This is a genomic window from Undibacterium sp. GW821-FHT11H02, assembly GCF_058808015.1.
Genome location: NZ_JBXARG010000027.1, coordinates 12,923 through 29,295, shown reverse-complemented (window position 1 = coordinate 29,295; position 16,373 = coordinate 12,923). Strand labels below are relative to the sequence as shown.

Annotated in this window: 11 protein-coding genes; 9 read left to right on the top strand and 2 right to left on the bottom strand. The window is 46.2% G+C overall.

Translation table 11 applies throughout. The features are described 5' to 3' along the window. Positions 1–15: 15 nt before the first annotated feature. The 9 genes from AC1RR2_RS19490 (at position 16) to AC1RR2_RS19450 (ending at position 13,640) form a co-directional block, all read left to right on the top strand. Positions 16–1,752: a sensor histidine kinase gene (locus AC1RR2_RS19490; RefSeq protein ID WP_493223945.1), complete on the top strand. Its 1,737-nt coding sequence runs from the start codon at positions 16–18 to the stop codon at positions 1,750–1,752. Next, on the top strand, positions 1,749–3,317 hold the full coding sequence (locus AC1RR2_RS19485) for a sigma-54-dependent transcriptional regulator (protein ID WP_493223944.1): 1,569 nt from the start codon (positions 1,749–1,751) through the stop codon (positions 3,315–3,317). Before AC1RR2_RS19490 ends, AC1RR2_RS19485 begins: the two co-directional genes overlap by 4 nt. Beyond that, positions 3,301–3,930, top strand: a complete 630-nt coding sequence (gene ampD, locus AC1RR2_RS19480) for a 1,6-anhydro-N-acetylmuramyl-L-alanine amidase AmpD (protein ID WP_493223943.1) — start codon at positions 3,301–3,303, stop codon at positions 3,928–3,930. Before AC1RR2_RS19485 ends, ampD begins: the two co-directional genes overlap by 17 nt. A gap of 686 nt (positions 3,931–4,616) precedes the next feature. After that, complete coding sequence (locus AC1RR2_RS19475) at positions 4,617–7,541, top strand: ribonucleoside-diphosphate reductase subunit alpha (RefSeq protein ID WP_493223942.1); 2,925 nt, start codon at positions 4,617–4,619, stop codon at positions 7,539–7,541. A 156-nt stretch (positions 7,542–7,697) separates the two neighbouring features. Then, the gene (locus tag AC1RR2_RS19470) at positions 7,698–8,894 is read left to right on the top strand and encodes a ribonucleotide-diphosphate reductase subunit beta (RefSeq protein ID WP_493223941.1); all 1,197 of its coding nucleotides are present in this window, start codon (positions 7,698–7,700) and stop codon (positions 8,892–8,894) included. A 520-nt stretch (positions 8,895–9,414) separates the two neighbouring features. After that, on the top strand, positions 9,415–10,353 hold the full coding sequence (locus tag AC1RR2_RS19465) for a transcriptional regulator (protein ID WP_493223940.1): 939 nt from the start codon (positions 9,415–9,417) through the stop codon (positions 10,351–10,353). 87 nt (positions 10,354–10,440) lie between these two features. Beyond that, positions 10,441–10,995, top strand: a complete 555-nt coding sequence (locus AC1RR2_RS19460) for a YggT family protein (protein WP_493223939.1) — start codon at positions 10,441–10,443, stop codon at positions 10,993–10,995. A 59-nt stretch (positions 10,996–11,054) separates the two neighbouring features. Beyond that, entirely contained in the window at positions 11,055–12,503 is a 1,449-nt protein-coding gene (locus AC1RR2_RS19455) for a DUF4139 domain-containing protein (protein ID WP_493223938.1), read from the top strand. A gap of 201 nt (positions 12,504–12,704) precedes the next feature. After that, positions 12,705–13,640, top strand: a complete 936-nt coding sequence (locus AC1RR2_RS19450; protein ID WP_493223937.1) for an exopolyphosphatase — start codon at positions 12,705–12,707, stop codon at positions 13,638–13,640. 221 nt (positions 13,641–13,861) lie between these two features. Here AC1RR2_RS19450 and AC1RR2_RS19445 read toward each other — a convergent pair whose 3' ends face one another. Further along, the gene (locus AC1RR2_RS19445; protein WP_493223936.1) at positions 13,862–15,181 is read right to left on the bottom strand and encodes a hypothetical protein; all 1,320 of its coding nucleotides are present in this window, start codon (positions 15,179–15,181) and stop codon (positions 13,862–13,864) included. Between the two features lie 138 nt (positions 15,182–15,319). Then, positions 15,320–16,207 (bottom strand): hypothetical protein, encoded by an 888-nt coding sequence (locus tag AC1RR2_RS19440; RefSeq protein WP_493223935.1) that lies wholly within the window; start codon positions 16,205–16,207, stop codon positions 15,320–15,322. Positions 16,208–16,373 lie beyond the last annotated feature (166 nt).

Here is a 16,373-nt window from a genome sequence, read left to right as displayed (position 1 = left end):
TTCGATGACTCATTGATGATTAATAGCCAGCACCCCGCTAGCGTCAGTGCCACATTGTGGCGTTCACTACAGACGCTGAACGCCTCGCGAGTTGTAATGGCGCTGGTGTTATTAGGTTTTTTGAATTTTAAGTTTTTCCGTGAGAACTGGGTTTTTGACATCGCTTCGCTGCGAGTTTTAAGCCTTAGCTATCTATGCATCGCATTGACATTTGTTGTATTAAAAGTGCGCTGGTCAGGACACTTTTACCTACAGCTTGTCACACAGATCGCGATCGACTTGATGGTTATTTCCATTTTGTATGTCGGATCAGGCGGTAGTAAAAGCGGACTTGTCATTCTTTATTTGTTCCCTTTGGCCGGAGCTGGTGTGCTGGCACCTATGCTGCTGGCTTTATTCTTTGTGTCAGCGGTTTCTTTGTTCGTGCTCTTGGTGAATACCTATCAAGTTCTGCAAAATGAAGATAGTCAGCTGATTTCTCAGGCGGGTCTGTATGGCGCAGCGTATTTTGCAGTCGTATATGTACTGAATCGATTGGCAAAAAATTTGATAGGGCAAGAAGAGCTGGCTATACAGCGCGGTTTTGAACTCGCTTTGCAACAGGCGATCAATCGTACGGTTATTGCCGACATGGACGATGGTGTTTTGGTGATAGATCAAGATGGTCAATTATTCGAGTCCAATCCGGCAGCTGACCGTATGTTAGGAGTTAACCCGCTGAGTTTTGCGAATGGTCGTAAGATAGGTTTACATCAAATTCCTGCTTTAGAGCCAATCGCTGCTGCCTTGGTACGCTGGAATGAAGGGCAGCGACCCGATACCACGAGTTGGCTCAGGAATGAAGCTTCATCCTTCGTGGTGTTAAGGCATTTTGTCGATGATAAACATAGATCCTCAGACTATTCCTGCGCAGAAGAGGCACATGAGGCAGTTACCCACCTCAAGTTACGTTTTATTCGTATTGAAGAATATGATTTTGAACATGTGGGCGGACAAGTTGCACCTTGCACGATTATTTTTATTCAAAACGTCTCGGATATAGAAAACCAGGCGCAGCAATTGAAATTGGCGTCGATGGGGCGACTCACGGCGAGTATTGCGCATGAGGTACGCAATCCCTTATCTTCGATTTCTTATGCGGCTTCTTTGTTAAGTGAAGACGTGCATAATGAAGTTCAGTCTAAGCGCTTGTTGAAAATTGTTGACGATAATGTCATGCGCTTAAATCAATTAATCGAAGATATTTTGAAATTGTCGCGTAAAGCGCAAATGAATTTGCAACCTATCTTGCTGATGGATGCATTGCGCGATATCGTGCAAGAATTCGTTGAGACACGAGGTATCTCGGATCAGATCATTCATTTAAGTGATTCGGGACGATTCTATATTGTGTTCGATCCGGGGCATTTGCACGAGGTCGTGACAAACTTGCTGTCAAATGCTTTACGCTACGCCAGTGGTAGGCCCGGCTGTATTCGTTTGATTATTAAGCTTGCATCCGGTAATCGGCGTGAGCTGCATATACAGGATGACGGTCCCGGAATCTCATCTGCGGTAAGGGCGCACTTATTTGAGCCATTTTATACAACGTCGAGTAAAGGCACAGGCCTGGGTTTATATATGGCACGTGAATTATGTTTGAATAATCATGCACTGTTAGATTATGAGTATAGAAATGATGAGACCGCGAGTTTTGGTATTGAGCCTGGTGGTCGTTTTGTGATCAATTTTTCTTCGAATGAAAAATCATGAGTCATGCGGTAAATAATACGCCATCTATTACACCGGCCAGAATTCTTGTCATCGATGATGAGGCGCATTTGCGCGAGCTATTGGAAATCACGCTGATTAAAATGGGATTGGAAGTGGATAGTGCGGAGTCACTTGATGCAGCGCGCCGTTATTTGAGTAAGCATAACTACTCATTGATTTTGACCGATATGCGTTTGCCCGACGGCTCGGGTTTGGAAATGGTGGAAGAGGTAAATTTGCATCACAAAAATATACCGATTGCGGTGATCACTGCTTTTGGTAGCACCGATAATGCGGTAGTTGCATTGAAAGCAGGCGCGTTTGATTATGTTTCCAAACCAGTGGCTTTAGATCAATTGCGTAAATTGGTGCGGTCGGCATTACAGATACAAAATGTAAAACCCATAGAAGAGGTCAGCATAGTCGCAACCAAACCGTCTAGCCCCTCTTTTCTCATCGGTCAGTCAAATGAAATTCAGCAAGTCAGATCGCAAATTAGTCGTTTAGCGCGCAGTATGGCGCCAGTCATCATTACCGGCGAATCAGGTAGTGGCAAAGAATTGGCTGCACGGGAGATCCATAGAAATAGTCCCAGAGCCGATAAACCCTTTGTTGCGGTCAACTGCGGTGCGATACCGGAAATGCTGATGGAAGCAGAGTTTTTTGGCTACCGCAAAGGTGCATTTACTGGGGCGAATGACGATAGAGACGGCTTTTTTCAGGCGGCGAATGGCGGTACCCTGATGCTCGACGAGGTGGCCGATTTACCCCTGGCGATGCAAGTCAAGCTCTTGCGTGCAATACAAGAGCGCCGCGTGCGCAAAGTCGGTGCGACGACGGAGGAGCCGGTGGACGTGCGTATACTAAGTGCGACTCACCAGAATCTCGAAAGTTGTGTCAATGCAGGTAAATTTAGGCAGGATTTGTATTACCGTTTGAATGTGATTGAGCTGGTATTGCCACCTTTACGCCAGCGATTGAGTGACGTGCCTGAGCTGGCCGGCAGTATATTACTGAAACTTGCTAGCCCAGGTTATCAAATAGTTTTGAATGAAGCGGCACTATCTGCATTGCAGAATTATGATTTTCCCGGCAATGTGCGCGAATTAGAAAATATTCTGGAACGTGCAGCGGCATTTGCTAATGACGGTTGCATCGATGTGATCGACCTTGGATTACGCAGTGCCATGCGCCATGAAGTACAACATGAAGCGCAGCATGAAGTACCACTGCATTCACAGTTTAAAGCCGTATTCACCGCAAATCAGGATGCTGTTTTTTTGCCAGAGCACCAGGCTGTGGCGGTCGACTCAGGTCTTATTGCCCAGAGTGTAGAGCAAATTACAGATAGTGGGATTTCAAACGCCGCCTCCTTATTTTTGGCGCCCACATTGCCCTGCAGCTTGCCGGCGTATCTCGAGAAAGTGGAGCGCGAAGTGATACGCAGCGCGCTCAAGCAAACCCGGAATAATCGCACTCAGGCGGCGGAATTGTTGGGGATTAGTTTCCGTCAACTGCGTTATTCGATTCAAAAATTAAAAATCAGCGATGTTGAAGCGAACTAAGCCCGGTATTTTGCTCCTACCTAGTGAGCTAGATAATAGTTGGCAAATTGATGAGCGGGGCTGGTGTCCCCAAGTGCCGCATTTACCTTCACCCAATTTCGGCGTTCGCCCGGCGCAGACAGAAGTGTCTATGCTGGTGATACATAATATTAGTTTGCCCGTAGGTGAATTCGGCGGAAGCTATATTGCGGAACTTTTTCAAAATACACTCAATTGCGATGCTCACCCCAGTTTTGCCAGCCTGCATGGCTTGCAAGTATCGAGTCATTTCTTGATTCAACGTGATGGCAAGGTGCAGCAGTTTGTCTCAGCGCTTGATCGCGCCTGGCATGCAGGGGTTTCGCATTTTCAAGGCCGTGATGGCTGTAATGATTTTTCTATCGGGATAGAATTAGAGGGCAGCGATAACTGTCCGTTCGAGTCTCTTCAATATGCAAGTTTGATTAGACTTAGCCAGACACTTATTAGTCATTTTCCTATCGAGCATATTCTTGGGCATGAGGAAATTGCACCTGGACGAAAAACCGATCCTGGGCCTCACTTTGACTGGTTTCGATATCAGCAGGGACTTTGTCTACCTGCTTTAACTGACTGGACTTACTTGGTCGTTTAAAGCCAAACCAAGCGCGACGAAATCTGAAACTAACTTATCGTGCCTGCGCTTTCATCTTGTCTCAGCAAGGTATTTTTTAAGTGCTAAAAAGAATTGCTTAGTCCTTATGATGGATTTGAATTTCCATCGTCTTTATCTTTTATCGCGTATTTTTTAATGCGGCACTTTATTTTTGTGCAAATAATTTAGGTCGAAAAATTTTTCTCTCAGACCAGATTTGCACAAAATATCAGCACCCTATGTTAGTGGTCACTTACCTTGTAGTCCGCATTGATTTGTGGGCTGTGCAATGTCAAACAGAACTATACAAAATTATCAAAATAAAAGCGTACCAACTTTTAAAAAGCGGTTGCGCTCTCGTACTTGAGACACTAGAATTAGTGCAAATAAAAATAAATGCACTAGATGTAGTGTTTTTTGGAATGTTTCCCAAAATTATTTTTTTCGTGTTCTTCTTCGATTAAAGCTGTATGACGGAGGTCATTGTGGTCATCAGTATTTGATATGTGACCATCAAGTAGTCAGCATCTACATCGAAATTGAGAGCACGTTTTCACCGAAGTTGAAGTTGGACTTGATGAATTTCAAGCTTATGCAGTACAGCATTTTGGTAGATCACGCAGTACATACGCAATATTCACTTTAGTAAATAAGACCCTTAATAAGACCCTGAACCTGGAGGCGAAATGCACTCTTCACTAGAAATATCACCATTGCAAGCTTATGACTCAGCCGCAGCACAAGCAAGTTTGACGGCGCAATCATATGTTGTCCCGACCGCTAGCTTTAACGACTATCGTATTATCCGCCGGAACGGCGCGGTAGTTGGATTTGAACCATCGAAAATTTCGATTGCGGTCACTAAAGCATTCTTAGCAGTGAATGGTGGTCAAGGTGCAGCCTCAGCAAGAATTCGTGAACTCGTCGAACATTTGACCTTCAATGTAGTTAACGCCTTGATGCGCCGTCAGCCCAATGGCGGTACTTTCCATATCGAAGATATTCAAGATCAGGTCGAGCTGGCCTTGATGCGTTCCGGTGAACACGATGTGGCACGCGCTTACGTTTTGTATCGTGCTAAACGCATGGACGAGCGCCGCCAACAACTGGAAGCACAAGCAGCAGGCAAGCCTGATGCAGCGGCGCCGCAAATTCATGTTCTCGTCGATGGTCGTCCGCAAGTGTTGGAAGTCGGTCAAGTACGCGCCTTGATTTCTGCAGCTTGCGTAGGTCTGGAAAAATTGGTCGATCCAGAAGCGATACTGATTGAGACGCTAAAAAATCTGTATGACGGCGTGCCAGTCGAAGAATTACACAAATCTGCTATTTTGGCGGCTCGTGCCATGATGGAAAAAGAGCCTGCCTACAGCCAGGTGACCGCTCGTTTGTTATTGCATACAGTCCGCAAAGAAGTGTTTGCTAAAGAAGTTGCGCAACAAGATGCCGCGACTGAGTATGTAGAATATTTCCCGAAATTTATTAAGAAGGGAATAGACGCAGGTTTGTTGGATGCCAAATTGGCGCAATTCGATTTGAAGAAAATGGCCAATGCGCTGGTGGCTGACCGCGATTTGCAATTTGGTTACATCGGTTTGCAAACTTTGTACGATCGTTATTTCTTGCACATCCGCGATGTTCGTATTGAAATGCCTCAGGCTTTCTACATGCGTGTTGCAATGGGCTTGGCCTTAAATGAGATTGACCGCGAAGCGCGAGCAATTGAGTTTTATAACTTGTTGTCGAGTTTTGATTTCATGAGCTCAACGCCGACGCTATTTAATAGTGGCACGCAGCGCTCACAATTATCTTCATGCTATTTGACCACAGTGGCGGATGATCTCGACGGCATCTACGAAGCGATTAAAGAAAACGCGCTGTTGGCGAAATATGCAGGTGGTTTGGGTAATGACTGGACGCCAGTGCGTTCTTTGGGTGCGCACATCAAAGGCACGAATGGCAAATCACAAGGTGTGGTGCCTTTCCTGAAAGTGGTCAACGACACCGCGGTCGCCGTCAATCAGGGTGGCAAACGTAAAGGCGCGGTCTGCGCTTACCTTGAAACTTGGCACATGGACGTGGAAGAGTTCTTGGAACTGCGTAAGAACACCGGTGATGATCGCCGTCGTACGCATGATATGAATACGTCAAATTGGATTCCAGATCTGTTTATGAAGCGCGTGATGGAAAAAGCTGACTGGACTTTGTTCTCACCTTCAGATGTGCCTGATCTGCATGATAAATTTGGCAAATCTTTTGAAGAAGCCTACACCGCTTACGAAGCTAAAGCAGCTAACGGTGAAATCAAGCTATCTAAAAAAGTCGCTGCCTTAGACTTATGGCGCAAGATGTTGTCTATGTTGTTTGAAACAGGTCATCCTTGGATTACATTCAAAGATCCATGCAATATTCGCTCACCACAGCAACACGTAGGTGTCGTGCATAGCTCTAACTTGTGTACAGAAATCACTTTGAACACGAATGACAGCGAAATCGCCGTCTGTAATCTTGGCTCTGTGAACATGCCTGCGCACATGAAGGATGGCAAGCTCGATCACGACAAACTCAAACGCACCATCACGACAGCGATGCGTATGCTCGATAACGTGATTGATATTAATTACTATGCGGTGAAAAAAGCACGTGATTCTAATTTGCGTCATCGTCCGGTCGGTCTGGGTATCATGGGTTTCCAAGATTGCTTACATATGATGCGGATTCCTTACGCATCGATGGATGCCGTGCAGTTTGCTGACACATCTATGGAAGCCGTCTGCTATTACGCTTATCTGGCTTCGACTGAGTTGGCGGAAGAGCGTGGCCGTTATAGTTCTTACACGGGTTCCTTGTGGGATCGTGGCATCTTGCCGCAAGATTCTGTGAAATTATTAGCAGAAGAGCGTGGTGGTTACTTAGAAGTCGACAATTCAGAAGCGATGGATTGGTCCATAGTGCGTAGCCGCATTAAGCAATTTGGTATGCGTAATTCTAACTGCGTAGCGATTGCGCCGACCGCGACGATTTCTAATATTATTGGTGTGGCTGCTTGTATCGAACCGACTTACCAAAACTTGTATGTGAAATCGAACTTGTCTGGTGAATTTACTGAGATCAATGAACATCTGGTTCGTGATTTGAAAGAACGCGGCTTGTGGGATGACGTCATGATCTCTGACTTGAAATACTTCGATGGCAGCTTGGCGAAGATCGATCGTATTCCAGAAGATTTGCGTGAGCTGTATGCAACGGCCTTTGAAATCAGCCCGACCTGGTTGGTCGAAGCCGCTTCCCGTCGTCAAAAATGGATAGACCAAGCACAGTCTCTAAATATCTATATGGCAGGTGCGTCCGGTAAAAAATTGGATGAAACTTACAAGCTGGCATGGTTGCGTGGCCTGAAAACGACCTACTACCTGCGTACTATAGGCGCGACTCATACCGAGAAATCAACTAGTAAGACAGGCGCATTAAATGCCGTAGCAGTTGACGGTGGTAATAGCGGATATTCTGCCAGCACAGAAGTGGCAGCGGCTTCCGCAATCGAAGCGGATGGCGCAGCTTGCTACCTGCGCCCTGGTGATCAAGGTTTCGAAGAGTGTGAAGCCTGCCAGTAAACCTCAGGTCGGATCTCTGTACATGGCATGTGCAGAGATTCAGACTATTTAATTTAACTCATTTAATCATTGTCTTGGCGCTTACCCATTTATCTATATTTAGATGTGTAACAAATAAGCGCCAACTCATCAACAGTACATCGTAAGGAAAATCACATGCTTTCATGGGATGATGAAGTAGCTCCAGCGGCACCGGCACCACGTCCAGTTGTGCAAGCAAATACGCAAACACAAACTGCGTTTGATCAATATCAAACGCGCATGCAAACGCAAGATGTGGCTTTGAATCCAGCTCTCGTGACTAAGCCTGAGCTTGTGACACCTGAAGAAATTGGTCGTCGTGTGAACGCCGCAGACAAGCGCATTATCAATGGCCAGACCGATGTGAATCAGTTAGTGCCATTCAAATACAAATGGGCTTGGGATAAATATCTGGCGGGTTGTGCGAATCATTGGATGCCGCAAGAGATCAATATGCAGCGCGATATCGAGCTGTGGAAAAATCCAAATGGCTTGACTGAAGATGAGCGTCGTTTGGTAAAGCGTAATCTTGGATTCTTCGTCACGGCTGATTCTTTGGCCGCCAATAATATTGTGCTCGGTACCTATCGCCACATCACTGCACCTGAGTGCCGTCAATATTTATTGCGCCAAGCGTTTGAAGAAGCGATCCACACGCATGCATACCAGTACATCGTTGAGTCACTTGGCTTGGACGAAGCTGAGATATTCAATGCGTATAACGAAGTCGAATCGATTCGTGACAAAGATCAGTTTTTGATTCCGTTTATCGATGTGCTGACTAACCCTGAATTCAAGACAGGGACTATCGAAGCGGATCAAACGCTGTTGCGTTCTCTGATTGTTTTTGCCTGCTTGATGGAAGGTCTTTTCTTCTACGTCGGCTTCACACAAATTCTCGCGCTAGGTCGTCAAAATAAAATGATGGGCGCCGCAGAACAATACCAGTACATCTTGCGTGATGAATCGATGCACTGTAATTTCGGAATCGATTTGATCAACACCATCAAAATGGAAAATCCACATTTGTGGACCACTGCATTTCGCGATGAAATTAAATCGTTGTTTTTACGTGCGGTAGAGTTGGAATATCGTTACGCAGAGGATACAATGCCGCGAGGAGTACTAGGCTTGAATGCGCCCATGTTTAAAGGCTATTTACGGTTTATCGCAAATCGTCGCGCACAACAAATCGGTCTCGATGTTTTGTTCCCACAAGAAGAAAATCCGTTTCCGTGGATGAGCGAAATGATCGATCTGAAAAAAGAGCGGAACTTCTTTGAGACCCGTGTCATCGAATATCAAACAGGTGGTGCTCTCAATTGGGAATAAATCAGTAGGAATAATTTTTTGTAGTCGAAAGTGTTCAAGACAAGAAATCGTAAAGACAGTAAAATGCGACCAAAGTAATTGAACAAGAAAGGCTTCACAAAACTGAATGAACTTTTTAGACTCATTCGATGTGGTAAGTTGACATAGCGCGACCCCGGCGATGCTGGGTGTTGCGCTTTTGTGTTTGGAAATTCTGTAAGCCGAATTTCGAATCGCTGATCACGTGAGTCTTGAATTGAGCATTGAATAGTAAAGAATTCCGACGCTAGTTTTATACAAGTAGCGTTTTGGCTGTTGTCATAAATCGTTAAGGTCTGCCTGTTATTAAGAATAAAAAGGGGCAAACGACAAAGCCATATGACCATCTTATTAGCCTGTAGGAGTTAATAAGTGGTTGGTGCCGAATTCATTAGCGCAACCAGAAATCATGTTTGTGCCGATGAATAATCCGCTTACCAGAAAGCGAGCGGATTTTAACTTTAATCTGATTTTTTTCCGACTAACGTGAAGGAGAAACAAAATGGCAACAGCACCAGAAGCCAAGAAAGCAGCAGCTAAGCCTGCGGCGAAACCGGCGGCAAAGAAAGCAGCAGCGAAACCTGCGGCGAAAAAAGTAGCGGCTAAACCAGCAGCAAAAGCAGCGGCAAAACCAGCAGCTAAGCCAGCAGCAAAAGCAGCAGCTAAACCAGCGGCAAAACCAGCAGCGAAAAAAGCAGCAGCTAAGCCAGCGGCAAAACCAGCAGCTAAGCCAGCAGCGAAAAAGGCAGCAGCTAAGCCAGCGGCAAAACCAGCAGCTAAGCCAGCAGCGAAAAAAGCAGCAGCTAAGCCAGCAGCAAAACCAGCAGTGAAAAAAGCAGCAGCTAAGCCAGCGGCAAAACCAGCAGCTAAGCCAGCAGCGAAAAAAGCAGCAGCTAAGCCAGCGGCTAAACCAGCAGCGAAAAAAGCAGCAGCAAAGCCAGCAGCTAAACCAGCAGCAAAAAAAGCAGCAGCTAAGCCAGCGGCTAAACCAGCAGCAAAAAAAGCAGCAGCTAAACCAGCAGCTAAGCCAGCAGCAAAACCAGCAGTGAAAAAAGCAGCAGCTAAACCAGCAGCTGCTAAGCCAGCAGCAAAAAAAGCGGCAGCTAAACCTGCAGCTAAGCCAGCAGCGAAAAAAGCAGCAGCTAAACCAGCCGCAGCTAAACCAGCAGCAGCTAAGCCAGCAGCAAAAAAAGCGGCAGCTAAACCTGCAGCAGCGAAGCCAGCAGCAGCGAAGCCAGCAGCAAAAAAAGCGGCGGCTAAGCCAGCCGCTAAAAAGGCCGCAGCAACACCAGCAGCGAAACCAGCAGCAAAGAAAGCCGCAGCTAAACCAGCTGCAGCTAAACCTGCCGCTGTAGCAGCAGTACCAGCGCCAGCAGAAGCAAAGACAGTTGTCAGCCCAACGGCAGCTTGGCCTTTCCCAACTGGAACTCGTCCAGCGTAATATTCTTACTTGGACGCCTGGTTTTATTCAGGCACAATACCCACTGTGTGTTAATCACCCAGTGGGTTTTTTTTTGAGGATACGTACATGTTGTTTGAAATGTTTAGCTTCGTTATCGAGATCGTGGCGGGCATTTTCGCCGGTTTTCTTTTACTCCGGTTTTGGATGCAAGCCTTAAGAATTCGTCCGCCCGCTTCATTGGGCCAGGCTATTTTTCAAATCACGGACTGGCTAGTCAAGCCCATACGTCGCATTGTGCCGGGCTTTCTTGGCTTGGACTGGGCGAGTTTGATTGCCGCTTTTTTAGTGTCGTGTTTGTCTTTTATGCTGGAGTCCCTATTCAGCGGGCAATTCAATATTGCCTTGATTTTGCTCTTGTCGCTGGTTCGTCTGTTGCAATGGATTATTTATGGCTTGATGGCGCTCCTGGTATTTGAGGCGATACTCAGTTTCGTCAATCCTTATGCGCCATTGGCGCCGGTCATCAGGGCTTTGAATCAACCATTATTGGCGCCTTTACGTCGTGTTATTGCGCCGATAGGCAATATTGATTTCTCGCCTTTAGTCGCTTTAATCGTATTGCAGCTATTAAGCCGTCTACTTATTTCCCTGGTGCCGCGTTTGTATATGTATGTGGTGTAGTGGCATAGGAAGGTCTAGCCTGCACCGTCTTTGTTGTGAACTCTCAGTAAGGATTTTCTATGTATCGTCCCGCTTCTTGTATCTCTTTATTACTCGCCTTGAGTGCAGCTACCAGCCTCCCCTTGTATGCACAGGAAGTCGAACAACGCACCGGCCTTGCTGATCAGCGTGAAGTCGCAGTGACTATTTATAATGAAAATCTAGCTTTGGTCAAAGACGCTCGTAAGCTGACTTTAAAGCGTGGTGCGTCTAGCTTGGCGTTTCGTGATGTCAGTGCCAAAATGCGACCGGAGACCGCCTTACTGCGCAGCATTTCAGCGCCAGGTAGTTTGTCAGTGTTGGAACAAAATTTTGACTTCGATCTACTTACGCCGCAGAAGTTATTGGAAAAATACGTAGGTCAGAGCGTCAATATCATACGCACCAATCCCGCTACTGGCATAGAGACGACCGAAGTCGCTCAGGTACTGGCTGCGAATGATGGCGTGGTTTTGAAGATAGGCAATCGTATAGAAACCGGTCTGCCAGGCCGTATCGTCTATAACGATGTCCCAAGTAATTTACGTGATCGGCCAACCTTGGTGATGTCGCTCAATAATACTAGCACCGCGCCACAAGATGTTGAGTTGAGTTATCTGACCGGTGGCTTAGCCTGGAAAGCCGACTATGTAGTCGAGCTCAATTCTGCCGAAGATAAATTAGATATTTCAGGCTGGGTCACTTTAACCAACACTAGCGGTGCCAGTTATCGAAACGCTAAATTGCAATTGGTGGCGGGTGATGTGAATCAAGTCAAAGAAAGTGTTGCGGCTGGTGGCTTTGTCAGATCGATGGCGGCAGCACCGCTGGCGAAGAAGAATGATATGGCAGAAGAGTCTTTGTTCGAGTACCACTTATATACCTTGAATCGACCCACCACGATCGCCGAAAATCAAACCAAGCAAGTCGCATTGTTGAATGCGTCTGCGGTGCCAGCACGCAAAGAGTTCTTATTAAAGGGTGCTGATTATTATTATCAAGGCAGTTACGGTGATCTCGGTCAAAAGATGAAGATAGGTGCTTTCATAGAGTTTGATAATAAAGAAAGCTCACAGCTAGGCATGCCTTTGCCGAAAGGGGTGATCCGTGTCTACAAAAAAGACAGTAATGGTAATGCTCAGTTTATCGGTGAAGACCATATTGACCATACGCCCAAAAACGAAAAAGTAAGACTTAAACTAGGCGATGCATTTGATGTGACTGCTGATAAAAAACAAACAGACTTTAAGAAAATGGCAAGCTCTTCTAAGTACGTCTATATCTTCGAAAGTGCTTATGAAATCACCTTGAAGAATGCAAAGAAAGAAGCGGTTACCGTGACAGTACAAGAACCTATGCCGGGTGATTGGCAAATGTTGAGCAGCAGTCACACGCATGTGAAAGGGGCAAGTAATACCGCCGTGTGGAAAATCAATGTGCCTGCTGAAGGGAGTACCAAATTAGTGTATCGTGCCCAAGTTCGTTATTAAAAAGTAAGCGCTTCGCTCACCGTAATTTGGTCTTACCTAAGCTCTGAAACCAAGGCCTAGCCGCGTTTCATTATAAAAACCTCCATAGAAATTGATGGAGGTTTTTTTATGGTTTTTTTGTTTCAGTTTCTTTGCAATAATTGTCGAAATCTTGATGGCTTTGAGTTAGACTAGAAATTCCTTCTTGCATAGAGGTGTGATATGTCAGCAGAATCTAAATATCGTTTAATTACACGTAGTGATTTTGATGGTCTGGTTTGTGCGGTGTTACTTAAACATCTGAACTTGATTGACGATATCAAGTTTGTCCATCCCAAAGACATGCAAGACGGTAAAGTCGAGGTCAACGAAAAAGACATTACGACCAATCTACCCTATGTACATGGTGTGCATTTGGCATTTGACCATCACTACTCAGAGACCTTGCGCAATCCTGGCGAGCGTACCAATCATATTATCCACCCAGAAGCACCGTCTGCAGCGCGTGTCGTTTATGACCACTATGGTGGGCGCTCTGCTTTTCCTGCGGATTGGGATGAGATGATGGCCGCGGTAGATAAAGGTGATGCGGCTCAGTTCAATCGGGAAGAAGTATTAAACCCCGAAAAATGGGATTTATTAAATTTCTTAATGGATGCACGGACGGGGCTAGGGCGTTTCCGTGAATTTCGTATCTCCAATTACAATCTGATGATGGATTTGATTGATTATTGTCGCAATCATCGCATTGAACAAATTATGGAGCTGCCCGATGTGAAAGAGCGGGTGGAAATCTATCAAGAACATACGGCAAAATGCAAAGAGCAGATTCAACGTTGTTCTCAGTTGCATGGCAATCTGGTCGTGCTTGATTTGCGCAAGGAAGAAGTGATTTTTGCAGGCAATCGTTTTGTGATTTATGCCATGTATCCAGAGATTAATATCTCTATCCATGTCTTGTGGGGATTGAAACAACAGAACACCGTTTTTGCCACCGGTAAGTCGATATTGAATCGCAGCTCAAAAACCAATATCGGTGCTCTGATGCTGGAATATGGCGGTGGCGGTCACGAAAATGCCGGCACCTGCCAGGTCGACAATGATAAGGCGGAACAAGTCTTGGCGACTTTGATACAGCGAATTAATCAGGATGGATAGCTGAGCTTCGCGGTAGTGCCGAAATACCGCTGTGGATAGAATGTAAATAAGAATGATGGTTTGAGATCCATAAATCTGTTCAGTGAAGTCACAAATTTTGTTTGGAAATATCGCTTGTATAGAGAGCTATTGCTTAGCCAATCGTTTTTCATTTCCATCTTAACGGAACGGCATTCGTTCGCGAACAGTCTCTTTTATTTGGTGCGCAATACCTATAGAAATCACCGTTTTGCTAAAGACTTCGTGCTTTTTAAGCTGCAACTACTTTGTGGAAAAGGCCGTTGCGCCTGATCAGGGTCAAAGGCGACTAATGCGGCTTTGGCCAGTGCCACATCTTTTGCGAATTCTGTTAAGTGACGATGGCGCTCTTCTCCATTCCATTCTGCGTCTGAAAAACTTTTTAAACTATAGTTTTTACTGACATGTGCGACGCCTTCCATGCGTGCTATTAAGGCACGATCGGGATCAACATTTTCTTTGAGTAAATAGCCATCTACATCGCGTAGGCTCACAGGAAAAATGGCTTCTTTATCTCGTAGTAAATTGCCCGCAACACTAAGGCGAATTTCATTGCGTCCGAGTGGCAGTAAGTCATTAAAGGTGAGTAGTGCAAATGGCGTCGCTTTGGCATCATCCAACCTGGCGTTGACAATATAGCGTCCCGCTTGTCGTACCTCGATTGGTAGATAAAAGACCAAGCTACCATTCTCTAAGACTTCACGAATCTTACCCGCCCAGATTGCGGGCAATTCAGGTGAATAGATCACATCAAAATACACCACACCGACCTGACCATTCACAGTGAAATTCACCTCGGTACGTATCGTTCCATTAAAACTCGCGAAGCCATTGCTGCCAGGACTCAGAGTGCCACCCGCAATGCCATCGTTGGCGAGTAAGTCACCATCGCGCCCATTGTCGGCGAATGTCATGGGGATTTTGGTGGGCGCTGGATGATTATCGAAATTCAGACCGGAAGCGACTGCGCGATTGACGAAGACGGGTAGCATTTGCTGATCTTTATCGAACGCTTGTACACTGAAATTGACAGCTTCGCGCGCCGCCATATACACCCGCGATTGACTGGTCGAAATCTGAATTGCCGCATTGCTGCTACCATCTTTATTGCGCATGGCATGCGATTCTTTTACTGCTTGATTGGGGTAAATTTGGTCAGGATGCTCTGAGATTGGTCGTGAGCTCAAAGGGTATTTGCTGCTCTCACTATAGCTACATAAAGTGTGATCTACTTCTTCCAATTGGCGTACCAGATTGCTATGAATTGCATCGCGGCTAGGAAGCGTTGCCGCATTAAGCACTGGCGTCATCACGGCTTGATCCGCATTCCTTAGGTTTGACTGAATGGCCCCGGTACGAATGCCAGTGAGGTCTTTGTCGTTCGCAGAGCCCTGCAACCAGGTAAAAATTGCTAAGCATAATAATAGCCCGACGCTCAGCCCTAGCATTGTGCGCCAGGTCTTTTTCTTAGCGCTAAGCGAGACTGGATTTTCAGTTTTGCTGGTTGTTCTTTTTGCGGACATGGATGTTGTTGGGGTTGTAGTTCGGGCCGTAGTTCTGGTTGTAGTTCGACCTAACGAGGCTAGGCTAAGTGGAGCACTCAAACTCGATGAGTGCTCCCTGTATCATTAAGACCGCACTAGAGCGACATTGCCCTTGGCTTAAAGTGCACTACTAACCATGGCACTTCGAACCACCGAAATAATGCCCTGCCAGTTGCTGTTGGCATAGTGATTGTAAGCTTCATTATTATCTCGGAAGGCTACCGAGTGGAACGACCATTTCACCGAGCCGCCTTCGTTGGCCGCTGTTCCCATATTCAAATCATTACATAGCCAATCGCTGGGATTACACAGGGAGCTGCCAGCAGAGCCTGCTACGCCGCCGCTGCTGTGATAGGCCACCGCCTCATCATCTTGTCCTGGTAAGATGCCTGAATATACGGTGCCTTTTGCTCCCGCATACATGTAGAACCAGACATTTGCCGTATTGTTGTGGTTGTACATGGCACGTGCAGTCGTGGTTTTCAAATCTTTGACCAAGGGCTCTGAGACTGCCCATGAGCCCGCGTCGGATAATTCCGATCCGCCACCCGCGCCAGAGGCGGCACGTACCCATTTAATATTCCAACCGGTCTGTGCAGTACCGTCGCTATTGCCACACTGTCCTGAGGAATTCGCGGAGGCATTTTTCTTCATGCGGGAAGAGCTGCCATAGTTGGCGAGCGTGTAACCGAGCATCAGATCGCCGGCGCTATGCGTAGCGATGTAGCACCAGTTATTACCAGTACAAAAGCAATCCAAGGCGTCGCGGATTTTGCCATTTTGTGAAGCGATACTATTGTAGCCATCCCAGTTAACCGATTTTTTGTTGACACCTGCTGCCGTGGTAGCAGGTCCCCAATAGGTAAAACTATTGTAGTTGCCGACCACACCGCCGCCAGTGCGACCATTGATCCACAAACTGTAATTGTCAGCACTGGCTATATTCGATAAGGCACCAGCCGCCAGTAAAACTAAAGAAAATAACAAACGTTTGAACTTCATCATGCGACTCCCATTGAGTACTACTTGAATGAAAAAACGAAGAAACTGTTCAGGTTAAGTAAAGCAAACGAAGGCAAACGAAGTTAATTTTGCTAGTACCTGACAGCAGACGGAAAACCAGTCTTTTTTAAATGTAGTGGGCAACTGGTCTGTTCGCGATTATCAAAAT